This is a genomic window from Pseudomonas sp. DR48 (genome assembly GCF_019823085.1).
In the GTDB taxonomy this organism is placed as follows: Bacteria; Pseudomonadota; Gammaproteobacteria; order Pseudomonadales; family Pseudomonadaceae; genus Aquipseudomonas.
Genome location: NZ_CP081946.1, coordinates 4,490,615 through 4,516,372 on the forward strand (window position 1 = coordinate 4,490,615; position 25,758 = coordinate 4,516,372).

Below are 25,758 nucleotides of genomic sequence, written 5' to 3' on the forward strand. Positions count from 1 at the left end.
AGTGTGATCACGGTTGCTGCTCCTGAGCCCGAATGCTTTTGATGGTCTTGTCGAGATCCGTCCAGGGGCGGTTTGCGCAGCTCTCATTGCGCAAGTACTCGGCAAGTGCAGCCACATCGGTGTCGTCCAGGTTATGGGCGAAGGCTGGCATGTAGTGGCTGGAAGCGGTGCTGGACATCGGGATCCCTTGCAGGATGGTCTGGATCAAATTGCGTGGCGAGTCCGCCATCACCGCCGAGGTATTTGCCAGCGCCGGCCGCGATTCAATGACGCGCATCGGTGCCGCTTTACTGTGGCAACTTGCGCAGGCACCTTCGAACAACGAGGCACCCAGAAGCGCCTTGTCGCTGGGCTTGACCCCGGAAGTGCAGGGCGGCGATGGGGCATCCGATGAAGTTTTCTTGAGGTCAAGAATGTACTGCGCAATGGCATGGGCGTCTTCCGTCGGCAATTGCGCGATGCTCAGACTGACCGGCAACATCGGGCCCGCCGCTGCGCCGTGTCCTTCGGCGACCTCGCCCGTCAGATAGGCGACCAACTGGGCTTCATTCCAGGGGTGTTGTGCCTCGGTCATTCCGCGCAGGGCGGGGGCTGTCCAGCCGTCGACGACACCACCGTTGAACAGTTCGCTGCCTTTCTCCCCGCCAATCAGATTCAGGGGCGAATGGCAGGACGAACAGTGTCCTGCTCCCTCGACCAGATAGCGTCCGCGGTTCCATTGTGCTGAGCGGTTGGGAAGTGGCTCCAGCGGATCTCCATGCAGGAACAGCAAGTTCCAGAAGGACACTAGCGGACGGAAGTTCATGGGGAAGACCATATGGTTTTGCGGCGCGGTGTATTTGATCGGGTCCACGCTCATCAGGTAGGCATAGGCGTCGGCAATATCGGCATCGCTCATCTTCCGGTAATGCACGTAGGGGAACGCCGGATAAAGGAAATGGCCGTCACGCGCGATACCTTCACGCATGGCCCGTTCAAAGGCGTCCAGCGACCACTTTCCGATACCGGATTCCGGATCCGGGGTGATGTTGGTGGTGAAGAGGGTTCCGAAAGGCGTTACCAGCGGCAAACCGCCGGCCATGTAGGCGCCTCCTGGCCTTGTGTGGCAGACCGCACAGTCTCCCGCTTCGACGACGCGGCGGCCTCTGTCCAGTGTCTCGCGATCAGCATTCTGGGGCTGGCTGACCGTGGCAATTTCCGGCCTCCACATCATCCAGAACGCAAACCCTAACCCCACGACGCCGATCGCCAGAACGGCACCGATGATCGTTTTGCGCTTCATCGCCTTACCTCTCGAGCTGCATTAACGACAGATTTTTCAATCCGCCGCGTGCGATTGGCGTACGGCGATTTTCCATGGCATGAGCTTAGAGAGGGCGGTTGTGATGGAGTACCCCATCAAGGCGCAACGCTACATTGCGCCACGCGCAACAGCGGCAGAATTAACAACCGTTAACTCGCGTAGCGTGCGCCCATGCTCAAAGATAGACCTTCAAGGATCGTATCGATGCCACTGAAGGGGTTTCATGGACAAGCTGCTCGCACTGAAAATGTTCATCCAGTCGGTAGATTCCAAGGGCTTTGCATCTGCCGCCAGGCAACTCAATCTGGCACCCTCTTCAGTGACCAGAATGATCGACAGGCTCGAGGGCGACCTGGGTGCCGTGCTGTTGAATCGCTCTACCCGGCAAGTCACGTTGACGGATGCCGGTGGTGTGTACTACCTGAAAAGCCTGGATATTCTGAGCGCCATGGCTGACGCGGACGAGTCAGTTTCGGACCGCGGTGACGTGCCCGCTGGACAGTTGCGTATCTCAGTGCCCGTGGCGTTGGGTCACCGTCTCATTGCCCCTCACATCGGCGCGCTTTTAGCGCGCTATCCACTGCTCGCGCTGGATATGACGCTGTCAGACGACATCGTCGATTTGCTCGGTGAACGCATCGATCTGTCGATCCGGATGGGGTCGCCAGCGGCGATGGAAACCCTGGTCAGCCGCTGCATCGGCAGCGTCCGACGCCGAGTAGTCGCCAGCGCCGAATACCTGGAAGCTCGAGGATTTCCCGGCCGGCCCATGGACCTCATGCAACACGAGTGCATGTGCTTCAACGATGGCGCGTCGCAGCAGTTCTGGACATTTACAGAGCAGGGCCAAGAGGTGCGCGTGCCCGTCGACGGGCAATTCAAGAGCAACAATGACGAGGTCCTGCGCGAAGTGGTGCTGGCCGGGTGCGGGGTGGCGCTGTTACCCGATTGGCTGGTCAAGGACGACATCGACGGTGGTCTGCTCACGCCCTTGTTCGACGCTTTTGTCGTCAATCCGAACAGCGCAAGTTCGGCGATCTCGGCCTTGTACCTGCCCAATCACCGTGGCTCGAAACGGATCAATGCGTTCATTGAGTTCGTCAGCGAATTACTCCAGTTGCAAAGCCAACCGAAGGCGTAATCGGCTCATCGTTGCGTTTTGCGAAACGCTACGTTGTGCAACTGACGGATTCTCTGACGGCGCTCCGGCGCCTACCTTGGGGGGGTGAAACACTCAACCACGGAGACCGTCATGAATTTGCACTCATCCACAATTCAAGTGACTTACGACTTCATCTGCCCATGGTGCTGGATCGGTGAGGAAAATCTCGAACGCGCGCTTGCCGCTTCGGGTTTATCAACGGACCGCCCAATCAGCTTCCTGCCTTATCAGTTGAACCCGGACATGCCCGTTCGAGGCATGGATCGCAAAGCCTATCGCTCTGGCAAATTCGGCAGCTGGGCACGTAGCCAGGCCATGGACGCACAGGTCACCCACGCCGGTAAGGCGGTCGGCCTTGAGTTCGATTACGAGCGAGTCGAAAAAACGCCCAACACCCTGGCCGCGCATCGGTTGGTATGGCGCGAGCAACAGGCGGGTCGAGACGCATCGCCGCTGGTCAAGGCCATTTTCAAGGCGTACTTCGGCGAGGGACGGGATATCGGCGACCTCACGGTACTGGCCGACATCGCTGCCGAAAACGGGCAGGACCGAGTGGCCATTGTCGACTTTCTCAAGGCCGATGAAGGCACGGCTGAAGTCTTGAAGCTCGAAGCCCAAACCAAGGCGTCCGGTGTGCGCTCGGTACCGAGTATCCAGATCGCAGATGACGTGATCAGTGGCGCCCAGCCCATCGAAATAATGATCCAGATACTGAAACGAAGCGAAGCCGCCTAAGGCGTTTGTTCAATCCCTATCCATTCAGGAAATCATCATGACTCATCATTTGTTCAGCCCGATCAAACTCGGTCAACTCACCCTCAATCACCGCGTCGCCATGGCGCCTCTGACTCGCTCGCGGGCAGGGCAACCGGGCAACGTACCGACACCGATGAACGTCGAGTACTACCGTCAGCGTGCCAGTGCCGCATTGATCATTACCGAGGCCACACAGATTTCGCAGCAGGGCCAGGGTTACGCCTGGACGCCCGGCATCCATAGCGACGAGCAAGTTCAGGGCTGGAAGGCTGTCAGCGAGGCCGTGCACGCAGAAGGCGGACGCATTTTCCTGCAGCTCTGGCATGTGGGGCGCGTGTCGCACCCGGTGTTCCAGCCCAACGGCGGCTTGCCGGTGGCGCCGACCGCGCAGCCGGTGCCGGGCAAGACCTTCATCCTCAATGAACAAGGCGAGGGCGTCTGGGGTGACGTACCTGTGCCTCAGGAACTCGACATTCCAGGCATCGAGGCGATTGTTGCCGACTTCCGCAAGGCTGCTCGCAACGCGATTCTGGCCGGTATGGACGGAGTGGAAATTCACGCGGGCAATGGCTACCTGCTCGACCAATTCATCAACAGCGCCAGCAATCAGCGCAGTGATCGCTACGGTGGAAGTATCGAAAACCGTGCGCGGCTGCTGCTTGAAGTCGTGGAAGCCGTGACCGCGGAAGTAGGTGCCGAACGCGTTGCTGTTCGCCTGACACCGATGGGGCGTTTCATGGGAATGGGCGATGACACCCCGGAACAAACCTTCGGCTACATTGCGTCAAGGCTCAATCACTGGAATCTCGCTTATCTGCACCTGGTCGAACCAATGATGGTCGGCACAGTGCTCGACGAAAGCAATGATCCGCGCTGGGACGCGATCATCAAGCAACTGCGTAGTGACTTCCACGGTGTTCTGATGCTGGCGGGTGGTTATTCCGGCGAAACGGCGGAACAGGCCATCGCACAGGGGCGTGCTGATCTCATCGCTTTTGGTCGCCCGTTCATTGCCAACCCTGACTTGCCGGCTCGTTTGCGCGGTCGCAACGAACTCAACATGGCGGACGGCAACAGCTTTTTTGGCGGCGACGCCAAGGGCTACATCGACTATCCGGTGTTGGCATAACGCAACGGTAAACCCGAGCTTGGGGATCACCACGCAACGAGGAGAAAGGTAATGAAGAGTTCAGGCGTTCCGAAGGCCTTGGTCATCGGTGGTTCCCTGGGAGGGCTGTTCGCCGCCACGGCGTTACGCGCGATTGGTTGGCAGGTCGATATTTACGAGCGATCCCCGGCGGCGATGGATAGCCGTGGCGGAGGCATCGTTCTGCAAGCGGATGTCCTGCAGCATTTTCGTTATGCGGACATTCATCCGGCAGGTGCGCTCGGCGTGCGGTCCCATGATCGTCTCTATCTGGATCGAGCCGGTACCGTGGTGCATAAAGAACTGATGCCGCAAACCCAGACGTCCTGGAACACACTGTACAGCTCATTATTTTCTGCATTTCCTGCTGAGCATTATCACCGTGGCAAGACGCTGGTGGATCTGACTCAGAATGAGCACCGAGTGACTGCGATTTTTGCCGATGGCAGCACTGCCGAGGCCGACCTGCTGATTGGCGCTGATGGCGCCGGTTCAACCGTGCGAAGCGTGGTGTTGCCTGGAGTCGCACCTGCCTATTCGGGGTATGTGGTGTGGCGTGGGCTTGTCGATGAAGAGCAACTTCCAGACTTCGCCAAAACGCAGATTTACGAGGACTTTGTTTTTCAACAGGACCCTGAATCGTTGATGCTGGAATACATGGTGCCGGGCGTGAATGGCTCCGTTAATCCTGGCGAACGTCGGTTCAATTGGCTGTGGTACTTGAAAGCTGCGCAAGGGCCGGAACTGGACGCTGTGCTCACTGACAGTAATGGCCATCGACGCAGTCACTCCATTCCACCCGGAGCTTTGGCCCCTGGGCAGGATGCATACATTCGGGAAATGGGTGAGCGGCAGGCGAACCCGGCTTTTCGAGAAGTGATTCGCCAGACCAAGGATATTTTCGTGCAAGCGATCCTTGATCTCAAAGTCCCGCAAATGGTGTTTGGCCGTGTGCTGTTGACCGGCGATGCCGCTTTTGTGCCGCGCCCTCATACCGCCGGAAGCACGGCCAAGGCGGCTCGCAACGCATTGTCCCTGGCTCAGGTAATCGACGATGTCGGCGACATCGATAAAGCCCTGCTAGTCTGGCAGAAACAACAACTTGCAGAAGGCAATCGCATGGGCGACTGGGGGGTGAGTATGGGCAATCGGATTATGGGTATCGCAAGCCTCGTTAATCATTCAGGCCATTGAGCACAGCTATGCAAGACTCCGATCGCCGGGTCATGCACAGTCGCTACCTTTACCTTTCGCTCTCGGAATCCGTTCATGGACAAGTTGCTGGCGCTGAAAATGTTTGTCGAAACGGTGCGCTGCGGAGGTTACTCATCGGCGGCGCGCAAGCTCGGCATCTCCACTTCGTCAGTGACGCGGCAGGTCGCGGGGCTGGAAAGTGAATTGGGTGCCAGCCTGCTGAACCGCACCACGCGCAACACGAGCGTCACGGTGGCGGGGCAGCACTATTTCGATAAAGCCGTGGCGATCCTCGAGGCCATCGACGAAGCCGATGCCGTCGTTGCCGACCGTGGCAGCGAAGCTCAAGGGCGTTTGCGGGTCAGCGTCCCGGTGGAATTCGGCCGACGTATCATCGCTCCGCACCTGGGGCGGTTGCTTGAGCGCCATCCCGGCCTGGAGATCAGCCTCTCGCTGAGCGACGAAGTCAGCGACCTGCTCAGCGAACAAATCGACGTATCGGTGCGTCTCGGTTCATCGGTCGTCAGTGAGGACATCGTCAGCAAGCGGTTGGGGGATTTCCAGCGTTGGGTGGTGGCAAGTCCCGAATACCTGACGCGAACCGGTCTGCCCCGACACCCCCGTGACCTGCTGGAGCACCAGTGCTTGCGTTTCGATTACCGCACGGGCCACCACAACTGGACATTCCAGGGCGATGAGGACGTCATCCGCTTGAATGTGCAGGGACGGCTGCAAAGCAACAACGCCGACATTCTGCGCGAGGCCGCCTTGGCCGGTGGCGGGGTGACGCTATTGGCCGATTGGCTGGTGCGTGACGACGTCAGTGCAGGTCGGTTGACGCGGGTGTTGGAGCAATACGAGGTCAACCCTGGCAGCGCAAGCAGCTGCATCAATGCGCTGTATCTGCCCAACCACCGAGGCTCCAGTCGCATCAATGTTTTCATAGAGTTTCTTCAGGAAATACTCGCGCCTTGAGCACGTGCTGTGCATCAGGCTAGACCGCGCGGCACCTGTACTACGTTCGCTGAGCATTGATAAAGTCGACAAATGCCCTAAGAGGCGAGGGCAGATAGCGTCTGCCAGGGTAATAGAGAAACGGGCCGGTAAAATTCTGCCACCAGGGTTCCAGCACCGGTTCCAGTGCGCCGCTATCCAGATGGGGCTGAAGCCAGTCCTCAAACAGCTGGATAATCCCCAGCCCGTCAATCGCAGCCTGAACGGCCAGGTCCACAGTGCCACCCAAGCTGACAATCAACGGCCCGGTCGGGTCCACGTTAATGATTTCGCCATGACGTTCGTACTCCCAGAGCGGCATCGCGCCACTGGGAAATCGGCCCCGCAGGCAGGCGTGCTTCAACAGATCCCGAGGGTGTTCCGGCCGACCTCTGGCATCAAGGTAAGCCGGCGATGCAGCCGTGGCAAAACGCTGGAATCGTGGGCCGATGGGGACCGCAATCATGTCCTGCTCAAGGCGTTCATCGTAGCGGATACCCGCGTCACAACCCGCGGCAAGCATGTCGACAAAACTCTCCTCGATCATGACCTCCAGGCGAATGTCGGGATAGGTCTGCAGGAAGGGGGTAATGATCGGCGGAAGCACCAGCCTTGCGGCGCTTGCCGGCACGTTCAGCTTAAGTGTGCCGGAGGGGCGCCCGCGGAAGTCGTTGACGACATCAAGAGCAGATTCGACTTCCCCCAACGCGGGCACGATGCGCTCCATCAATCTCGCGCCCGCCTCAGTCGGTCTCACGCTGCGGGTGGTCCGGTTGAGCAACCGTACGCCTAGCCTCGCTTCCAGGCGGCGCACGGCATCACTCAGACTTGAGGCGGATCTGCCACTCGTCCTGGCGCCTTCGCGAAACCCTCCGGCATTCACTACGGCAACAAAGGCGAGCAAGTCTTGAATGTTGGTTTGCATTGTTCTCTCAGCCGTACAACCCGTGCCGATTGCACCCTATTACCTGTGAAGTGGTCAATGCCTATAGTTCGCCACACATACTCTGATAGAGGTAGACAACATGAGCAAAGTGGCCAAGGCAGGTTCGTACTTATTGGGCGACCGGTCGGTAAATCGTATGGGCTATGGTGCGATGCAATTGGCGGGACCTCACGTTTTTGGGCCTCCCAAAGACTCGAAAGCGGCCATTGCCGTGCTGCGTGAAGCGCTGGCATCGGGTGTAAACCACATTGATACCGCCGATTTTTACGGCCCTCACGTGACCAACCAACTGATCCGTGAAGCTTTACACCCTTATGCTGAAAACCTGGTGATCGTGACCAAGGTCGGCGCACTCCGCGGCGCTGATGGCTCTTGGAATCCGGCGCAGAGCCCCGCCGAATTGACCCGGGCCGTGCATGACAACCTGCGCAATCTTGGTGTCGACGTACTGGATGTGGTGAACCTTCGGGCTATGGGCAACCAGCAGTCGCCCGTCGAAGGGTCTATCGAGGAGGCCTTTACCACACTTGCGGAATTACAACGCCAGGGCCTCATTCGCCACTTGGGCGTCAGCAATGTCACGGCATCGCAGGTCAGGCAAGCGCAGGGGATCGCGGACATTGTCTGCGTGCAGAACCACTACAATCTGACTCACCGTGAAGACGAGACGCTTATTTCCGAGTTGAGTCAGCAGGGCATTGCTTATGTGCCGTTCTTTCCTCTGGGTGGTTTCACACCTCTACAGTCGCAAGTCCTCTCGAACGTAGCGACACGCATGGACGTTTCACCTCTGTGCTTGGCGCTGGCGTGGCTGCTGCAACGTGCACCCAATATCCTGTTGATACCGGGCACGTCTTCGGTGGCCCACCTGCGGGAAAACCTCACCGCGAGCGAGTTGGTCATTGCGCCGCAGGTGCTGGCCGAGTTGGAGGTGCTGGGATAAAGGAGCGGCGAGTTCAGCGTGTTTGTCAGAGTTCCGCCAGGGTCGGATAGTCCGTATAACCGCGCTCTTCACCTTGGTAGAACGTCGTTGGGTCGGCTTCGTTCAGGGCCTTGCCGTGTTTGAATCGCTCGACCAAATCCGGGTTGGCCAGGAACGCGGTGCCAAACGACACGAGATCCGCATCGCCTGAGCTGAGCGCCGTTTCAGCGCGCTCAGCGTCATAGCCCCCATTGGCGATATAGGTGCCGCCGAAACAACGCTTCAGTTCCCTGAAATCGAATGACCCTGCACCGAGTTCCACCACATGAAGGTAGGCCAACCCATAGCGACTGAGCATCTTCGCTGCGTAGTTGAAAGTCGCTTGGGGATTGCTGTCGCTCATGGAGAAATAATTGAAGATCGGCGACAGGCGAACACCTACGCGGCTGGCCCCGAAGACCTCGATGACCGACTCGACGACCTCCTTGAGAAACCGGGCGCGATGTTCTACAGCGCCACCATAGGCATCGGTTCGGGTATTGGTGCCATCGCGCAGGAACTGGTCGATCAGATAACCGTTTGCTCCGTGGATCTCAACACCGTCGAATCCTGCACGTTTCGCGTTTTCAGCAGCCAGGCGAAAATCAGCGACCACATCGGGAATCTCACCGAGATCCAGAGCCCGTGGGATTTCGTAAGACTTGAGTCCCTCAGACGTGTAAATCTCGCCATCAGCCTTGATCGCTGAAGGTGCTACTGGCTGGGTGCCGTTGATCTGCACCAATGGATGTGAGAGCCGTCCGACATGCCAGAGTTGCAGGAATATCCGTCCATCTTCTGCATGAACAGCGTCGGTGACTTGTCTCCAGCCTGCGATTTGTTCGGAGGTGAAAATGCCCGGCGTTCTCATATAGCCTTTGCCTTGTGCCGAAACCTGAGAACCCTCGGTGATGATGAGGCCGGCACCGGCACGTTGCCGGTAATACTCAACCACGGTGGGCGTCGGAGCATCACCTTCACCGGCGCGGCTTCGCGTCAAAGGCGCCATGACCATGTGGTTTTTCAGAGGGAGGGAGCCAGTTTGTGCAGGGGACAAAAGCAGGTCGAGATTGCTCGTGGTCATGATGTTTCTCAGTAGGTTTTGGATTGCATGAGTCGTGATCGTCGTAACGATCTTTGCGAAGTGTTGAGGGAGCCCTAGTCAAGTCGTCCTTGCTGTCGCAGGCGCGCGCCAATCCGCTGTATTTCAGTTTCGCCCTGCGCCAGAGCCACCTTGCTTGTGTGCACCGAGTAGTGACCCATCACCAGTTCGTGCGGATGCTTCACCGCTGAGCCCAGCACGAATGAGCATTCGCCTAGTGCCACGAAGTCGACGGCTTGCTCGGACTCCTCGAACACGGCGAGTTCGCCGGTGTTGATCAGGCTCCCGGTGTCCAGCCGTCCTGCATTAACCGCGAGCCAGGCCACGGTGTGTCCGGACGGCGGGGTATACCGCCAGCGTTCGCCGTCTTTCAAATTCACGGCGAGATAGTTCATGTCACTCGGCGTTTCAATCAGGCTCTGCGCATGACCGTAGCGGCCCAGGAGCACACGCGCCGGGCCTGCTTGCGGAACTTGGGAGGGCGCAAGATAGACACTCAGTGCGGGGGCGTTTTCCAACGACGGCGGTAGTGCCACCCAGAGCTGGAATCCCTGCATCGAGGACTCGTTGGCTAGCGTAGCGTCGTGCCAAACCCCGTTGCCGGCGCGCATCCACTCAACACCACCGGCAAGCAACACACCTGTCGCGCCAGTGCTGTCTTCATAGGCGACCTCACCTTTGGTCATGAAGGTAACCGTCGCGATCCCTGAGTGTGGGTGCATGCCGAAACTGGACTTACCGCGACTGGCGTTCAAACTGAAAATATCAAGAAAAATGAAAGGCTTTAAAAGCTCGCCCAGATCGCCCGGGCTCATGAGCCGCGTTATAGGGCCATGAGTACTGCCTTTGGTGCGATGGACAATGGCGCGTTGCAGAACAGCGACGGTCGCGGTCATATGTTTTCTCCCGTGGTTTTGAGCGCCTGAGCCCTCCAGACAATGCCATCGAGCAGCGCTTTGGCAGGGCCAGATGCGGGTAATCGTTCGAGCAGACTGAGGGCTGGCTTCAGTGATGCCTGAAGGATATGCGTCTTCTAATTGCTTTATTAGATGGCATAATTGGAGTGAACTAATCCATTTAACGAAGTAGTGGCGCTAACATGCTTGACCTGAACGACGTCGCCTTGTTTGTACACGTGGTGCGCAACGGCAGCTTTGCCGAAGCGGCGCGCCAGCTTGGAATGCCGTCCAACACGTTGAGCAGGCGCGTTCAACAACTCGAGGCTCAGCTCGGCACACGGCTGCTGCAGCGTTCCACGCGCAAGCTCACCCTTACCCATTCAGGTCAGGTTTTTCATGACCGATGCTCGGGCGCGGTAGAAGGCCTGATCGATGCCGGGCAGCAATTAATGACCGGCAACCAGGAGCCGAGTGGCATCGTGCGCATTGCGGCGATGGCTGATTTCTTCGACTTCTTCCCTATGGAATGGGTGGCCGATTTTCTAGCCTTGCATCCACGGGTTCAGCTTGACTTCGTGCTCAGTGATGCACACGCCGATTTGATCGCTGACCGGATCGACATCGCGTTTCGAGGGGGCACTTTGCGCGATTCTGGATACGTCGGTCGCCAACTCATTGGAGCAGGCAATGAAGGTTTGGTCGCCAGCCCCAAGTACCTCAGCAACCGAGGTGTGCCCGCTACGCTAGAGGATCTTGTCAATCACGACTGTGTAAGTTTCGCTCATCCTAGCTGCGTCACCACATGGCGTCTTAAAGGGCCAAACGGTGTTGAGCAAGACGTGCAGATTACCAGCCGTTTCAATGGCAACACGGCTCAGGCCTTGCGTAAGGCCGCGGTGGCTGGCTTGGGCATTGCGTTGCTGCCGCCCACGCTAGTTAATGCCGATCTTCAGGCTGGCCGCCTTGTGCCTGTGCTACCGCAATACCATCGCACTGGATACGGCCTGCATGTGCTTTATCCCAGTCGGCAACATTTGCCGTTGGCGGTATCAGCCTTTATAGAACTGGTGATGGAGAAGCTAAAAGCGCAAGCATTCCCGGCAAGGATTTTACCTGAGCAGTAGGGCGCCGATCTGATTCTGCAGGACGCCTGATTTCGTTGCCATTCAACGCAACCCGACGCACTTGAGTTTGCGCGCCGGGTGCAACTGATCTGTCCTTTCCCGAAAGCCTGCCTGCGGCCAGAAAATCAGCCGAACGCAGGCAATCTGATACTGTTTTTTATATTGGATCTGAGCCTTTTTTTCGCTGGTCGGTGCTCTATACAGTGCGCGACCGACGCACTAGTGGACAGTGATCGGCCTCCCACTATTCCAGGCTCTCTGAAGACCGGACGACCTTGAGAGTCTTCAGGAACCACCATGAATACTCGTCACACGGGCTTTCACAGCAAGACGCTCCCCGAGTCTCAACGTGACATTCTCGGTATGATCGCGACCGATCATCATCTAGGCGAAATACTCAGCGCCATCTGCCTGATGCTTGATGATCAAACCCCGGAAACCTTCTGCTCGATCCTGCTCACTGATGCCGAGGGCAAACGCTTGCTGAGCGGCGCGGCGCCCAGTCTGCCGGTCGAATACAGCGAGGCGATTCATGGAATGGTCATTGGTCCACACGAAGGAACCTGTGGCACCGCGGCGTTCCGGCGCGAGCTGGTGGTCACCGAAGACATCGCCCGGGACCCCAACTGGGAGCGTTTTCGCGATCTGGCGCTGGGGCATAACCTGCGTTCCTGCTGGTCGTTGCCTTTGCTCTCCCATCAAGGAAGCGTGTTGGGTACATTTGCCCTGTACCAGAGCCGCGCCCATGCGCCGGACGAGACGCAGATTCAACGGCTGGCCTGCGCAGCCCAGCTGGCAGTCATTGCGATCCGCCATGAGCGTGACGGCCAACGTCTGGAGAAAAGCGAACAACAATTTCGCTCATTGTTCACTTACAACCCCAACCCGGTGTTCGCCCTCGATCTGGCGGGCAACATCCAGAGTGTGAATCCGGCAGGCCTGAAGCTAAAACCTCATACCGCTGCCGATTTCATTGGTCATCACTTTTCTCATCTGGTGCTCGAAGAGGACCTGCAACGGGTCAGTCAGCATTTTTCCGCAGCCCGCGCCGGGGCGCCGCAGCGCTTCGAGGCACGGGTTTTCGACGAGAGTGAAAAACTGCTGACCATGGACATCTCCAACCTGCCGATCATGGTCAACGGAGAGATCGTCGGGGTATTTGGCATTGCCCGGGACATCAGCGAGCAGAAGCATTACGAGCGTCAATTGAGCTTCAACGCCAGCCATGATCGTCTGACTGGTTTGCTTAACCGTGTCTCTCTTGAAGACCGGCTTATGCTGGATTGTCACATCACTCGTCGGCGCAAGCGTCGCCTGGCGGTGATTTGCATTGATCTGGATGGATTCAAATCCATCAACGATTCGATCGGACACTACTTCGGCGATCAAGTGCTGATTGAAGTCGCGCAGCGTATGACCCAGCAGGTTCGTCCCGGCGATACCATCGTGCGCATGGGCGGTGACGAATTTATCGTTCTGCTGCCGGACCTGCTTTGTGATGAGGACGTTGTTCCGGTGGCCGAGCGCTTGATGGCCAGCATTGCCAAACCCTACTGCATCCAGGGCATTGACCTGCACGTGAGTGCAAGTATCGGCATCACCCTGAGCGACGGTGACATCGAGCAGCCGATGCAGCTGATCCAGCAGGCTGACATGGCCATGTACAAAGCCAAGCAGCAAGGGCGCAACAACTTTCAGTGGTACACCAGCGATCTCAATCAGCGCGTTTGCGAGCACGCGAGCCTGCGCAATGACCTGCAGAAGGCCATCGAAACCCAGTCGCTCAGGTTGCATTATCAACCGCAGATAGACGCGCGAACGTTAGGGGTGGTCGGGATCGAAGCGTTGCTGCGCTGGGAGCATCCGGAAAAAGGATTTATCTCGCCAGCGGTGTTTGTACCGGTGGCAGAGGACAGTGGTCAGATCATTCCGTTGAGCCTTTGGGTACTCGATACGGCCTGCGCGCAGCTGCGTCAGCTAGGTGATCAAGGCATCACCGGCATCTCGATGGCCGTGAATATTTCGCCGATGCATTTTCAGCGTGGCAATTTCGTCCAGTGCGTCCAGGCCGCCCTGGAGAAACATGGTCTGCGTGGTGAGCAGTTAGAGCTGGAAATCACCGAGTCGCTGATGTTGAACAACGCTGAGCAGGCGATTGAAACCTTGCACCGGCTCAAGGCGTTGGGGGTGCGCATTGCGCTTGATGATTTCGGCACCGGTTTTTCCAGCCTCAGCTACCTCAAGCGTTTGCCCATCGACAAGATCAAGATTGACCGCTCGTTCATCCAGGAAATCGTCGCTGGCAATCACGATGCTGCGATCACTCAAGGCATTATTTCAATGGCTCATCACCTCAGCCTGACGGTGGTCGCCGAAGGCGTGGAAACGGCTTCCCAAGTGAATTTCCTGAAGAGCAGTCACTGCGATATTTTTCAGGGGTATTACTTTGCCAAACCGGTGCCCTATGCAGAAATCGAAGCTTTCCTGAGCCAACCTGCATCCCATCACTGACCGGCGGTTCTGCCGGGGCCCAGACCTGAAAAATCAGACGCAAAGGCAAATTTTCAGACTCCCGCGCAGAACTCCATCTCCCCAGGCAAGGCGCTCCCCGCGCCTTTCTCACACACTCGGCTCTAACGCTATCGCGCCGCAACACAACAAGAGCCGCGAAAAAATGACTAGTTTAGAACCTGCTACCGAAAGCCAGGCCGGCCATATCGGCGCCCGTCAGACCCGTGTCGAGGACGCCGCATTGTTGCGTGGCCTCGGCTGCTACGCCGATGACGCTGCGATCCCTCCGGGCACGCTGCATGCGGCGATCATCCGTTCACCCCACGCTCATGCGCGGATCACCTCGGTGGACTTCTCCAAAGCGCTGCTGATGAAGGGCGTGCACGGCGTGCTGGTCGGCGAAGACGTCAAACGCTGGGCGCTGCCTTTCCCGGTAGGTGTACGTCAGCCGATGGAGCACTGGTGCGTCGCCGTCGACAAGGTTCGTTATGTCGGAGAACCGGTGGCTGTGGTGATCGCCGAGAGCCGCTATCTGGCCGAGGACGCCATCGAAGGTGTGCGCGTTGAATACGAGCGGCTGTCGCCGATCATCGATCCTGAACTGGCCACCGCCGAAGAGGCGCCGATCCTGCACGAAGCAGTCGGCAGCAACGTGGTCAACGAACGGCACTTTCGTTATGGCGAGCCGGAGCAGGCGTTCGAGCAGGCGCCGCACAAGGTGTCGCTCAAAGTGAAGTTCCCGCGCAGTTCCTGCACACCCATCGAATGCTATGTGGTGCTGGCTCAGTACGAGCGCGCGACCGGCATTTATGACGTGCTGGCCAACTTCCAGGGACCCTACGCGTTGCACACGGTCATGGCCCGGGCACTGAATGTGCCGGGTAACCGCTTGCGTTTGCGCACGCCGAAAGATTCCGGCGGCAGCTTTGGCATCAAGCAAGGCGTGTTCCCTTACGTGGTGATGATGGGCCTGGCGTCACGCAAGGTCGGCGCACCGGTGAAGTGGGTCGAGGACCGTCTGGAACATCTTCAAGGGGCTTCTTCTGCGACCAACCGGGTGACCGAGATTGAAGCGGCGGTAGAAGCCGATGGCCGTATCACCGCGTTGCGTTATGACCAGATCGACGACTGTGGTGCCTACCTGAGAGCGCCCGAACCGGCAACGTTCTACCGCATGCACGGCAACCTGACGGGGGCCTACGCGATCCGCAATTTGCAAGTGCGCAACCGCGTGGTGCTGACCAACAAAACCCCTTCCGGCCTGAACCGTGGGTTCGGTGGACCGCAGGTGTATTTCGCCTTGGAACGGCTGCTGCAACATATCGCCGTGCAGTTGAAGCTCGATCCGTTGGAGGTGATCCGCCGCAACCTGGTGCCGGCCGATGCCTTCCCTTATCGCGCGGCCGCCGGTGCGTTGCTCGACTCCGGCAATTACCAGGCAGGCATTGCCCTGGCAGTCGCTGATGGCGGTCTCGACGAGTTGCTCAAGCGCCGTGATCAGGCGCGTGCCGAAGGCCGAATCTATGGCATCGGTTATGCCGCCGTCATCGAACCCTCGATTTCCAACATGGGTTACATCACCACCGCGATGACACCCGAAGAGCGGCGCAAGGCCGGTCCGAAAAACGGCGCTGTCGCAACCGCAACCATTAACGTTGGCCCGTTGGGCGACGTCAGTGTGCACGTGTCCTCGGCACCGCAAGGGCAGGGCCATCAAACCACCGTCGCTCAGGTCGTCGCCGAAGTGCTTGGGGTTGCGCTGGAGTCCATCGTGGTCAACGTCGAACTGGATACCCAGAAGGACGCTTGGTCGATTGCCTCGGGCAACTATTCCAGCCGTTTCGCCGGTGCTGTGGCCGGTGCCGTCTACAAGGCCGCGCTGAAGATCCGCGATCGCCTCGCCGCGATTGCCGCCGAGCAGTTGCAGGCCAGTCCCGAAGATATTCGTTTCGCGGGCGGCAAGATTTTTGTGGTCAACGGCGGGGCGGTAGCGCCGTTCCATCGGATTGCCGGTGCAACCCACTGGTCGCCGGGTCTGCTGCCGGAAGGTGAAAGCGGCGGCCTGCGCGAAACCGCTTTCTGGAGTCCGCCGCAACTGGTGGCACCGGACGATCAGGATCAGGTCAATAGCTCGCTGTGCTACGGCTTTGTCTTCGACATCTGTGGTCTGGAAATCGACCGCATGACCGGCGAAATCCACATCGATCGTTATGTCACCTGCCATGACGCCGGTCGCCTGCTCAACCCGGCGCTGGTCGATGGCCAGATTCGTGGTGGCTTCACCCAAGGCCTCGGCGCGGCGCTGATGGAAGAATTCGCCTATGGCGAGGATGGCAGCTTCCTCTCCGGGACCTTCGCCGATTATCTGGTGCCGACCGCACCGGAAGTGATCGAGCCGGTGATCCTGCACATGGAAACGCCATCGCCATTCACCCCACTGGGCGCCAAGGGTGTGGGCGAGGGCAACAATATGAGCACGCCGGTGTGCATCGCCAACGCGGTGGCCGACGCCCTCGGTCGCTCGGACATCCGTTTGCCACTGACGCCATCGAAAGTACGCACGCTGATCGGCATCGACGAGCCGCCACGGCCCGCCGGTATGGAGCCCGATGAAAGCCTGGACGCGGCAGCAGCCGGTGGACCGGCACTGCGGGCCAACGACTCGGTGGTGATTCCGGCTTCGCCGCAACAGGTTTTCGATACCTTGCTCGACCCGCAGACGCTGGCGGCGATCATTCCCGGTTGCCACGACCTCGTGCTTGAAGGCGAAAACCGTTACCGCGCAGACGTCACCGTCGGCGTCGGCATGATCCGTGCGCGCTTCGAGGCCAAGGTCGCCCTGAGTGATCTCGACCCGCCGCATTCGTTGCGTCTGTCCGGATCCGGCAGCAGCTCCATGGGCTCGGCCCAGGGCCAGGCCAAGGTGCGTTTCGTCGAACTGGAAAATGGCCACACACGCCTGGAATACCAATACCAGGTGGCGGTCAGCGGCAAAGTTGCCGCGGTCGGCGGCCGTATGTTGCAAGGGGCCTCGAAAGTGATCATCGGACAAATCTTTACTCGCCTGTCGCAACGGGTCAGTGGCCAGGCCATCTCCACCGGCTGGTGGGCACGCCTGCGTGCCTCGCTTGGCGCGCTGTTTGGCAAGGGAGGTGCGCAATGAAACCGGCCGCTTTCGATTACGTTCGGGCTGACACCCGTCGTCAGGTGGTTGAGCTGCTCGCCGAGTACGGCCAAGAGGCTCGCATCATTGCCGGTGGCCAATCGCTGATGGCGGTGCTGAACATGCGCCTGGCCCAACCCAAGTTGCTGATCGATATCAATCATGTGGCTGACCTGGCCTATATCGAACTGCGCAAGGATTGCCTGGCAGTCGGTGCCGGGGTACGGCAGGCGCAGTTGCTGGAGCGTTCAACCCTGATGGACGAGGTGCCTTTATTGGCCCTCGCGATGCCCTGGATCGGTCACTTCCAGACGCGTAATCGCGGCACAGTCTGCGGTTCGGTGGCTCATGCCGACCCGAGCGCCGAGTTGCCGCTGTGCCTGGTGACCTTGGGCGGCGAGATCGTTCTCGAGTCGAAAAAGGGCAAGCGCATCGTCAAGGCTGTCGACTTCTTCCAAGGCATTCTCACCACCGACAAGCGTGCGGATGAACTGGTCGTCGAGGTGCGTTTTCCGCTCAAGCGCGAAGGCATCACTTATCGCTTTCGCGAAATCGCCATGCGCCACGGCGACTTTGCAATTGTCTCCCTGGCCGCGGCCATCGGCCTGGACCAGGTCGAACTCGGCATCGGCGGGGTCGCCGACCGTCCGCAACGTCGCAGCCTGCCACGTGGTGCGGCGCTGCCGGACGCGCTCAATCAAACCGCCTGGTCGCTCGATGCACAAGACGACGTGCATGCCAGTGCTGCCTATCGCCGCCAACTGATTCGCGAGCTGGGTCATCAGCTGATCGAAGGAGTCTGAACATGCGTGTAACTGCCGACCAAACCTTTCCGATTCGCCTGGAACTCAATGGCCGCTCCCGCGAGGCGCTGGCTGAACCGCGGACCCAACTCTGCGACTTCCTGCGCCACGACCTCGGTGCCACCGGAGTCCATGTCGGATGCGAACACGGTGTCTGCGGCGCCTGCACGGTGCTGGTGGACGGGGTCGCCATGCGTTCTTGCCTGATGCTCGCGGTACAGGGGCACGAGCGGCGTATCGAGACCGTCGAGTCCCTGGCCGACGACGACACCCTGAGCGACCTGCAACAAGCCTTTCGCCGTCATCACGCCTTGCAGTGCGGCTTTTGCACTGCGGGCATTCTCATGTCCTGCGTGGATTTCCTGGAACGGGTACCCAACCCGGACGAGACCCAGGTACGCGACATGCTTTCGGGGCATCTATGTCGCTGCACGGGCTACACCGGCATCGTCCAGGCCGTGCTCGAAGTCGCTGCCCAGCGCCAAACGAACAAAGGGGTATAACAAAAATGTTCGATCTCGGACGCAGCTTCCTCGCAGCCGTTGAACGCCGACCGCACGCCGTGGCGGTCAGTGACGGTGCGTTGAAGAAAACCTATGAAGAATGGTTCGTCGATATCCAGAGCGCCGCTTGGGGTTTGCAATGCCTCGGGCTGCAACGCGGTGACCGACTGCTGGTCGCCATGCAAAACCGCTGGCAGATGGCGACCCTGCATTGGGCCTGTCAATTTGCGGGCGTCATCATGACTCCGTTGAACTGGCGTTCGACTGCCGATGAGCTGGGTTACTGCATCGAAGATGCGCAAATCCGTGCAGTGGCTTACGACGACGCTACCGTAACCGCAGTGGCCGGTTGCAGCGCTGCCGCAAGGCTGCCACGGATCGCCGCCGGTCTGCGTGCCGCCAACACCGACCTGAGTTTCGAGGAACTGTGTTCGCAGACCCCCTCCGGCATCATTTTGCAGGCCGACGCCGAAGACTTTTCACTGCTGCTGTACACCTCAGGAACCACCAGCAAGCCCAAGGGCGTGCCCCGTCGGCACCGTAGCGAACGCGCGGCGGCGGTTGCCCACGTAGCGCAAAACCTTTATCGCCAGGGCGAGTGCACGCTGGGTGTCATGCCGCTTTACCACACCATGGGCGTGCGTTCTTTGCTGTCCATGGCGTTGATCGACGGGCATTTCGTCTGTGTGCCGAAGTTCGACGTGGAAGCCACGCTGCAGGCCATCGAGCGGGAAAAGGTCAGCAACCTGTACCTGGTGCCGACGCTCTACCACATGCTCATCGAACACCCGGCCTTTGCCCGCGAGCGAGTCGCCAGTGTGGAGAAAATCGGCTTTGCCGGTGCGCCGATGAGCGACGGTTTGATGCGTCGCGTCGAACAGGCGTTCCAGCCGCAATTGTTCGTCAATCATTACGGCAGCTCGGAGATTTACACCTTCACCATCGACCAGCAAGCCAGCCGCAAACCCGGTTCGTCAGGGCGCAGCGCAATGAACCAGCGCGTGCGCGTGGTGCCGATCGATGCTGAATCGGCGGACGTGCAGGTCAACCCATTGGAGGAGGGCCAGATCATCGCCGACCTGGCGAGTGACGAGGCGTTCGAAGGCTACCTGAACCGCCCCGAAGCGACCGCCAAGGCGTTGCGTGACGGATGGTATTTCACTGGTGACATCGGCTACTTCGATCTGGAGGGCGATCTGTTCGTCACGGGTCGTGTCGATGACTTGATCATCACCGGTGGCGAAAACGTCAGCCCGGCAGAAATCGAAAACATGCTCTCTCTGCACCCGGCAGTGGAAGAAGTGGTGGTGGTCGGTCTGCCCGACGAGCAGTGGGGAAAGATCATTGCCGCGTTCATCAAGTTGCGCGCCGACGTTTCGGAAGGCGACCTCGATGCCCATTGCATCGCTTCGGGCCTGGCCAAATTCAAGCGGCCACGGCGTTACCAGTTCATCGACCAGATTCCCAAATCTCCAGTGGGCAAGGTGCTGCGGCGCGTGCTGCTGGCCCAATTTCAGGAACAGGCCTTGAAGGCCATCAGCTAATCATCCAGAGGACACTCTCATGCAACAGCAAGCGATCCAGCAATTTCTCGACACTCAGTTCGATGGCTTCCAGGTTGAAGTCGATGTGTCCCGCGAGCGCGCCGACATCATCCTCAACCGGGCACCGTTGAACGTCATTTCCATGGGGCAGCGTGATGAACTGCGCCTGGTCTTCGAAGCCCTCGATGCACACAAAGGCGTGCGCGTCATCGTGCTGCGCTCGGTGGGTGAACACTTCTCCAGCGGCGGCGACATCAAGGGCTTTCTCGAAGCCTCGCCGGAGCACGTTTCGAAGCTGGCCTGGAATGTCGCGGCACCGGCACGTTGCGAAAAGCCGGTGATCGTTGCCAACCGTGGTTACACCTTCGGCGTCGGTTTCGAACTGTCCCTGGCCTGCGATTTCCGCATTGCTTCGCAGACCACTCGCTATGCCTTGCCTGAGCAAAACCTGGGTCAGATCCCGGGCTCGGGTGGCTCCGCACGCTTGCAGAAAATCATCGGCATCACCCGCACCAAGCACATGGTGATGCGCGCCAAACGCATCACCGGCGACCAGGCCTATGACTGGGGTATCGCAACCGAAGTCGTGCCGGATAGCGAACTGGAAAGCACCGTCGATGCATTGGTCGATGAACTGCGTCGTTTCTCGCCGCTGGCTCAGCGCACGGCGAAAAAACTGATCAACGACAACGAAGATGCGCCGCTGACTGTCGCGATCGAAATGGAAGGTCACTGCTACAGCCGTCTGCGTAGTTCCAAGGACTTCAAGGAAGGCGTTGAAGCGTTCCACAGCAAGCGTACGGCCGTGTTTATCGGCGAGTAAATCGTACCGGCGAGCAGGCCCGGGAGTATGTCGGTAACGGCGTACGCCCATACGGAACAGGGCCTGCCGCCCCTTCAATGCAACTGAAAAGGGCACATCAAGATTTCACCGCTGACCTGCTGATTACTCGCAACCCGCGCACCGGGCTGCAGAACGTTTCGATTCACCGTTTGTGTGAGGCAACCATGACTACGACAACAACAATAACTGCATCACCCACCAGCGCCGCTATCGATACACCACAGATTCCACCGGGCAAGGCCCTGCTCGCGGCATTTGCCTCGACATTCGGTTGGGCGCTGGATTTGTTTGACCTGTTCATTCTGCTCTATGTGGCGCCGATCATCGGCCGCCTGTTCTTCCCCTCGGACACCCCGACACTGTCGCTGGCCGCCGTCTATGCGTCATTCGCCGTGGCCTTGCTGGTGCGTCCGCTGGGCTCGGCGATCTTCGGCGCGTATGCCGATAAACACGGTCGCAAGCGTGCGCTGATGGTGTCGATGGTCGGCGTCGGTATTTCCACAGCACTGTTTGGCGTGTTGCCGACCATTCACCAGGTCGGCATATTGGCCCCGATACTGTTCCTGGTATTACGGGTGATTCAGGGCATTTTCGTTGGCGGCATCGTCGCCTCCACTCACACCATCGGCACCGAATCCATCTCGCCGCGTTATCGCGGATTGATGTCCGGGTTGATCGGTGGCGCTGGCGCCGGCATGGGCGCGCTGTTGGCGTCAGTCACTTATCTGGTGTTGTCGGAGATCTTTACCGGGGAGGAATTTGACGTCTGGGGCTGGCGCTTCATGTTTTTCTGCGGCCTGCTCAGCACGTTTTTTGGTCTGGTGATGTTTCGTTACCTGGAAGAAAGCCCGGTCTGGCGGCAACTGCAACAAGTCCGCAAAACCAAGGGGCCGGCAATAGTGGTGGTGTCGCCACTCAAGCGTCTGTTTGGTCGCGAGTACCGCGCCGTGATGATGGTCAATCTGCTGATTACCTTCGGAGGCGGGGCCACGTATTACCTGGCCTGCGGTTATCTGCCGACATTGCTCAACGTGGTCGCCAAAGTGCCTCACACGCAGACTTCGCAGATGCTCATGTACGGGTCGACGGCAACCATTGTCGGAGCACTGGCCTTCGGTTACCTGAGTGACCTGATCGGTCGCAAGAAGACCTTCATGCTGCTGGGTGTGATCAACCTGGTGAGCCTGCCGATGATGTTCCTTGGCGTCGCCGAACCGGGCTCGCTGACCAGAACTGCGCTGTATTGCATGGGCATAGGCTTCATGGGCGGAGCGATCATCGCGCCGATTCTGATCTTCCTCAACGAACGCTTTGCCACCGAGCTGCGAGCCAGTGGCACCGGGTTGTCCTGGAACATCGGTTTCGCCCTCGGCGGCACCATGCCGACCTTTGTGTCGCTGGTCAGCAGCAGTCCGGCGCAGATCCCCATGGTACTGGCGATTTTCGCCGCCGTTCTGTCGGTGGTCTACCTGATCGGCAGCGTGGTGATTCCAGAAACCCAAGGCAACTTCAAATAACGGTGGGGAGTTGCTCCAGGAATTCGCCGATCAGCTGCAAGGTCCGCTCAGTCGCTTCGGTTTGGGGAAAGTGCCGGCAGTCATCCAGCAACACACAGCGGCACGGTCCCGGCACCTGTCGCTGGATGACCGCCAGTTGCTCGGGCGTGGCGTAGTGGTCTTCGCGACCCTGAATGACCAGCAGCGGCTTTTCGATATGTGCCAGCTGCGCTTCGAGATCATCCAGGGAAAAGTCCGGGTGCAACCAACTGTCGCTCCAACCGTGAAAAGCGCCATCGACGTTTGTCCCATGGTGGCGTGCCAGGCGTTCGCGCAAGGGGCCCTGATGCCAAACCTCAGTGGTATGGCGAATGCCATCGAGGCTCTCGGCCTCGACAATCACGTGAGGCGCCAGTGCAATGCTACCCAACACGCGTGGATCGTTGGCGGCGGCATAGGCGAGGACGATGGAGGCGCCGTCACTGTGACCGAGCAAGACCACCTGCGGCAGTTGCAAGGCATCGAGCAATTGCCGCAGCTCGCGAGGGCCGTCGCTGCTCAGGTAGTTCAGCGGACGCGGCAGGGTTACCGGGCTCGATTGCCCATAACCCTGACGGCTGTAAGTGACCACGCCGCAACCGCTCATTTGGGCCAGGCGCTGGGGGAAGTCTTTCCACTGTTCGGCGCTGCCAAGGCCTTCGTGCAGCAACACCAGCGTCGGTCGCGATGGGTCAGCCGCAGGCAGTTGGCGATATTCCAGGCGCAGTGGCCCGAGTTGCAAAAATTGTTGTGGCGACATGTCGAATCAACGATTGAACAAGGTTGCTCGCAGGTTACCGTAAACGTAACCCCGCCTGCAGCACCACGCTTTGCTTGAGGTATGCAAAACATGCGTCATCTCGATGTTCAGGTGATCGACCAGGCACTGCAATGGGCTCGCGCCGGGCAGGCCCAGTGGCTGTGCACGGTGCTCTCCACCTATGGCTCGGCGCCGCGTGCGCCGGGTGCGATGTTGGTGACCAATGGCGCGGGCGAACACGTCGGCTCGCTGTCCGGTGGCTGCGTCGAGGAGGAGTTTCTCGAAAGCCTGACGCGCGGTGAATTACGCGAACCGGCGCAAATCGTCAGTTATGGCGACAGCGTCGAGCAACGCCACCGTCTACGATTGCCCTGTGGTGGCGTGCTGATCGTGCTGGTCGAGCACCGCGCTGCCAGTCTCGAATGGATCGCACACCTGGAGAGTCTGCAAGCGGCGTTACTCGGCCAGCGACGTCTGCAGCGTCATATCGAGCTGAGCAGCGGTGCGTTACGCCTGGACCCGGACACAGGGCACGGCAGCGAGCGGGTGCAAGTCGACGACGAAAGGGTGCGCATCAGCGTAGGCCCGGCGTTACGCCTGATTCTGGCTGGGCTCTCGCCGGTCGCGGAAGTCTGCGCCAGTTTCGCCCGCGCCATCGGCTGCGAAGTCATCGCCTGCGACCCCCGGGAAGAGACGCTGCATCTAAATCTTGAAGGCGTGGAGATGCAGCGTGTGCTGCCCTCGATGTTTATCGCCGCTGGAGGTTGCCACGCGGCGACTGCGGTGGTGGCGTTGACTCACGATCCGCGAATCGATGATCTGGCGCTGATGGAAGCGGTTCACACCCCGGCGTTTTACATCGGCGCCATGGGCTCTCAGGCAACCTCGGCCAAACGCGCCGAGCGGCTCAAACGCATCGGTGGTCTGACGGATGAACAGATCGCCCGTTTACACATGCCCATCGGCCTCGATCTGGGCAGCAAGGCCCCGGCGGAAATCGCGCTGGCGGTGGTCGCCGATATCCTGCGCGTTTATCACGGCAAAGAACGCCATGCCTTGTAAGGCGGTTTTTCCGACGAACGTGGGGGCTGCGAAAGTCGCGGTAGACGCTCGGTCATTCGCGCGCGATAGTGGCCAGCCACACGTTGCTGAAACATTGAGTGATCGCCGGGGCCCGGAAACAGATAGAGGCCGCGATGATCCTTCATTGTGGTCGGTAACAATATCGCTGTCGCTTCAAGCGAGCGGAGGAATCTGATGTCGATTGCCCAACGGGTTTTCCACGGCAGGTTTGGCCGGGTCGCCTTGCTGAATATGGATCGTTCGCTGGTCACCCATACCCATTCCGAATGCCATGTGCTGGTCAAAGTGTCCGGTGAAGACACTTACTTCAACGTCAACGGACGGCGAGTTCCGCTCAGCGATCGCACGGCGGTGCTGGTCAACGCCTGGGAACCGCATTTCTACGATCCGCAGCCGGGTGCCGGTGCCACCCTTATCCTGGCGCTCTACATAGAGCCCTCCTGGCTGGCCACTGCCCAGCAGTCGCTGGCGCTCAGCGGTCGACCGGACTTTTTTGCCCAGTCATGCATCGAGCTGTCGAGTCGTAATCGCACCTTGGCCGACATCCTGGTCGCCGAAGCGCATGGCTGCGGGATCGTGCCGAAAGAGCGCATGGAATTCATCCTGTTCGACTTCCTGATCGAACTGATCGAGGACTTTTCCAGCTGGCGGCATTTGTCGCAACTGGGTGCGCCGAACTCGGGTGAGTTCCGGGACGCGCGCGTGCGCCGTGGTACCGCCTGGTTGCTTGAGCACCTCGATGATCCGAACCCGATCGACAACGCCGCGCGGGCTTGTGGTCTGTCGCGCGCGCACTTCTTTGCGCTGTTCAAGAAAGATACCGGCATGACGCCAACCCTGCTGCTTAACGACGCGCGCATGCGCCGGGCGTTTACCTGGCTGGAGCGTGAGCGCAGCGGAACGTTGGGTCTGTTGTCGGAGAACCTCGGGTTCTCCGAGCAAGGTCATTTCACACGGTTTTTCCGTCAGCACATCGGCGCTTCACCCAGCCAGTATCGGCGTGTAGTGGATTGTTATGCGAAGGTTTGAACCGAAAGGAGGGCGGGGGGATTGGGCAATCCTCCCGTTGGTAAAGTCAGTGTTTCATCTTGAAAGCCGGCAGCTTGTGTAGACTACGAAAGTTGTAGAGTTCGCTAATCGCCCAGAAAGTCATAAATCTCTTTCATGCGTTCTTCGCGCATCGAATCAAGTTCTTCCTTAGTGTCGGCTACCCACTGCAGAATGAAGTCCCAGCAGTCGCAGTCATGAGCGTCCGCTTCTGCTTCAAATTGTTCTTGCAAAAATTTCAAGCGATATTCTTCTGGTGACAGCCCGCAACTTTCAGCGAGGCTGTAGTTCATCTCGCTGAGTTCAAGTTGGAGCCATAAGTTGGCGTCCAGGAATTTCTTCAGGGCGAGTTCGGCTCTAAGTTCTTTTGCGATCATG

General features: G+C 59.2%; 22 protein-coding genes. 16 read left to right on the forward strand and 6 right to left on the reverse strand.

The genetic code is table 11. The features are described 5' to 3' along the window. Positions 1 to 7: 7 nt before the first annotated feature. The gene (locus K5K95_RS20390) at positions 8 to 1,282 is read right to left on the reverse strand and encodes a c-type cytochrome (protein ID WP_222585792.1); all 1,275 of its coding nucleotides are present in this window, start codon (positions 1,280 to 1,282) and stop codon (positions 8 to 10) included. A 244-nt stretch (positions 1,283 to 1,526) separates the two neighbouring features. On the opposite strand from K5K95_RS20390, the gene K5K95_RS20395 reads away from it, so the two are divergent. The 5 genes from K5K95_RS20395 to K5K95_RS20415 all read left to right on the forward strand — a co-directional run bounded on the left by K5K95_RS20395 (position 1,527) and on the right by K5K95_RS20415 (position 6,537). Beyond that, positions 1,527 to 2,444 (forward strand): LysR family transcriptional regulator, encoded by a 918-nt coding sequence (locus tag K5K95_RS20395; protein ID WP_222585793.1) that lies wholly within the window; start codon positions 1,527 to 1,529, stop codon positions 2,442 to 2,444. Positions 2,445 to 2,555: 111 nt separating this feature from the next. Beyond that, positions 2,556 to 3,200 (forward strand): DsbA family oxidoreductase, encoded by a 645-nt coding sequence (locus K5K95_RS20400; protein WP_222585794.1) that lies wholly within the window; start codon positions 2,556 to 2,558, stop codon positions 3,198 to 3,200. Positions 3,201 to 3,237: 37 nt separating this feature from the next. Next, on the forward strand, positions 3,238 to 4,350 hold the full coding sequence (locus K5K95_RS20405; protein ID WP_222585795.1) for an alkene reductase: 1,113 nt from the start codon (positions 3,238 to 3,240) through the stop codon (positions 4,348 to 4,350). 78 nt (positions 4,351 to 4,428) lie between these two features. Then, positions 4,429 to 5,562 carry an FAD binding domain-containing protein gene (locus K5K95_RS20410; RefSeq protein WP_261398022.1) on the forward strand — a complete coding sequence of 378 codons (1,134 nt, stop codon included), beginning with the start codon at positions 4,429 to 4,431 and terminating at the stop codon, positions 5,560 to 5,562. A gap of 75 nt (positions 5,563 to 5,637) precedes the next feature. Next, positions 5,638 to 6,537: a LysR family transcriptional regulator gene (locus K5K95_RS20415; protein ID WP_222585797.1), complete on the forward strand. Its 900-nt coding sequence runs from the start codon at positions 5,638 to 5,640 to the stop codon at positions 6,535 to 6,537. Positions 6,538 to 6,577: 40 nt separating this feature from the next. Here K5K95_RS20415 and K5K95_RS20420 read toward each other — a convergent pair whose 3' ends face one another. Beyond that, a complete protein-coding gene (locus K5K95_RS20420) occupies positions 6,578 to 7,480 on the reverse strand; it encodes a LysR family transcriptional regulator (RefSeq protein ID WP_222585798.1) in 903 nt (300 codons plus the stop codon). Between the two features lie 100 nt (positions 7,481 to 7,580). On the opposite strand from K5K95_RS20420, the gene K5K95_RS20425 reads away from it, so the two are divergent. Beyond that, complete coding sequence (locus tag K5K95_RS20425) at positions 7,581 to 8,444, forward strand: aldo/keto reductase family oxidoreductase (protein ID WP_222585799.1); 864 nt, start codon at positions 7,581 to 7,583, stop codon at positions 8,442 to 8,444. A gap of 25 nt (positions 8,445 to 8,469) precedes the next feature. Here the strand turns inward: K5K95_RS20425 and K5K95_RS20430 are convergent, their stop codons facing one another. Next, the gene (locus tag K5K95_RS20430) at positions 8,470 to 9,546 is read right to left on the reverse strand and encodes an alkene reductase (RefSeq protein ID WP_222585800.1); all 1,077 of its coding nucleotides are present in this window, start codon (positions 9,544 to 9,546) and stop codon (positions 8,470 to 8,472) included. Between the two features lie 74 nt (positions 9,547 to 9,620). Next, positions 9,621 to 10,460: a pirin family protein gene (locus K5K95_RS20435; RefSeq protein ID WP_222585801.1), complete on the reverse strand. Its 840-nt coding sequence runs from the start codon at positions 10,458 to 10,460 to the stop codon at positions 9,621 to 9,623. Between the two features lie 203 nt (positions 10,461 to 10,663). Between K5K95_RS20435 and K5K95_RS20440 the strand changes: the two genes are divergently transcribed. From K5K95_RS20440 to K5K95_RS20475, 8 genes are all read left to right on the forward strand, one after another. Continuing rightward, positions 10,664 to 11,587, forward strand: coding sequence for a LysR family transcriptional regulator (locus tag K5K95_RS20440; protein ID WP_222585802.1), 924 nt, complete (start codon positions 10,664 to 10,666; stop codon positions 11,585 to 11,587). A gap of 297 nt (positions 11,588 to 11,884) precedes the next feature. Continuing rightward, positions 11,885 to 14,098, forward strand: a complete 2,214-nt coding sequence (locus tag K5K95_RS20445; RefSeq protein ID WP_222585803.1) for a putative bifunctional diguanylate cyclase/phosphodiesterase — start codon at positions 11,885 to 11,887, stop codon at positions 14,096 to 14,098. Positions 14,099 to 14,261: 163 nt separating this feature from the next. Continuing rightward, positions 14,262 to 17,261, forward strand: coding sequence for a xanthine dehydrogenase family protein molybdopterin-binding subunit (locus K5K95_RS20450; RefSeq protein ID WP_222585804.1), 3,000 nt, complete (start codon positions 14,262 to 14,264; stop codon positions 17,259 to 17,261). Continuing rightward, a complete protein-coding gene (locus K5K95_RS20455; RefSeq protein ID WP_222585805.1) occupies positions 17,258 to 18,064 on the forward strand; it encodes an FAD binding domain-containing protein in 807 nt (268 codons plus the stop codon). Before K5K95_RS20450 ends, K5K95_RS20455 begins: the two co-directional genes overlap by 4 nt. A gap of 2 nt (positions 18,065 to 18,066) precedes the next feature. After that, positions 18,067 to 18,567 (forward strand): (2Fe-2S)-binding protein, encoded by a 501-nt coding sequence (locus K5K95_RS20460; RefSeq protein WP_008060977.1) that lies wholly within the window; start codon positions 18,067 to 18,069, stop codon positions 18,565 to 18,567. A 5-nt stretch (positions 18,568 to 18,572) separates the two neighbouring features. Continuing rightward, complete coding sequence (locus K5K95_RS20465) at positions 18,573 to 20,111, forward strand: AMP-binding protein (RefSeq protein ID WP_222585806.1); 1,539 nt, start codon at positions 18,573 to 18,575, stop codon at positions 20,109 to 20,111. A 19-nt stretch (positions 20,112 to 20,130) separates the two neighbouring features. After that, positions 20,131 to 20,934: an enoyl-CoA hydratase/isomerase family protein gene (locus K5K95_RS20470; protein ID WP_222585807.1), complete on the forward strand. Its 804-nt coding sequence runs from the start codon at positions 20,131 to 20,133 to the stop codon at positions 20,932 to 20,934. A gap of 185 nt (positions 20,935 to 21,119) precedes the next feature. After that, entirely contained in the window at positions 21,120 to 22,472 is a 1,353-nt protein-coding gene (locus tag K5K95_RS20475) for an MFS transporter (protein ID WP_222585808.1), read from the forward strand. On the opposite strand, the gene K5K95_RS20480 is transcribed toward K5K95_RS20475, so the two are convergent. Next, positions 22,465 to 23,250, reverse strand: a complete 786-nt coding sequence (locus K5K95_RS20480; RefSeq protein WP_222585809.1) for an alpha/beta fold hydrolase — start codon at positions 23,248 to 23,250, stop codon at positions 22,465 to 22,467. The two genes, K5K95_RS20475 and K5K95_RS20480, sit on opposite strands and share 8 nt — an antisense overlap. Positions 23,251 to 23,340: 90 nt before the next feature. Between K5K95_RS20480 and K5K95_RS20485 the strand changes: the two genes are divergently transcribed. After that, positions 23,341 to 24,312, forward strand: a complete 972-nt coding sequence (locus K5K95_RS20485; protein WP_222585810.1) for an XdhC family protein — start codon at positions 23,341 to 23,343, stop codon at positions 24,310 to 24,312. 195 nt (positions 24,313 to 24,507) lie between these two features. Beyond that, positions 24,508 to 25,362, forward strand: a complete 855-nt coding sequence (locus K5K95_RS20490; RefSeq protein ID WP_222585811.1) for a helix-turn-helix transcriptional regulator — start codon at positions 24,508 to 24,510, stop codon at positions 25,360 to 25,362. Positions 25,363 to 25,466: 104 nt separating this feature from the next. On the opposite strand, the gene K5K95_RS20495 is transcribed toward K5K95_RS20490, so the two are convergent. Continuing rightward, complete coding sequence (locus K5K95_RS20495) at positions 25,467 to 25,757, reverse strand: DUF6388 family protein (RefSeq protein WP_222585812.1); 291 nt, start codon at positions 25,755 to 25,757, stop codon at positions 25,467 to 25,469. Between the last annotated feature and the right edge of the window lies 1 nt (position 25,758).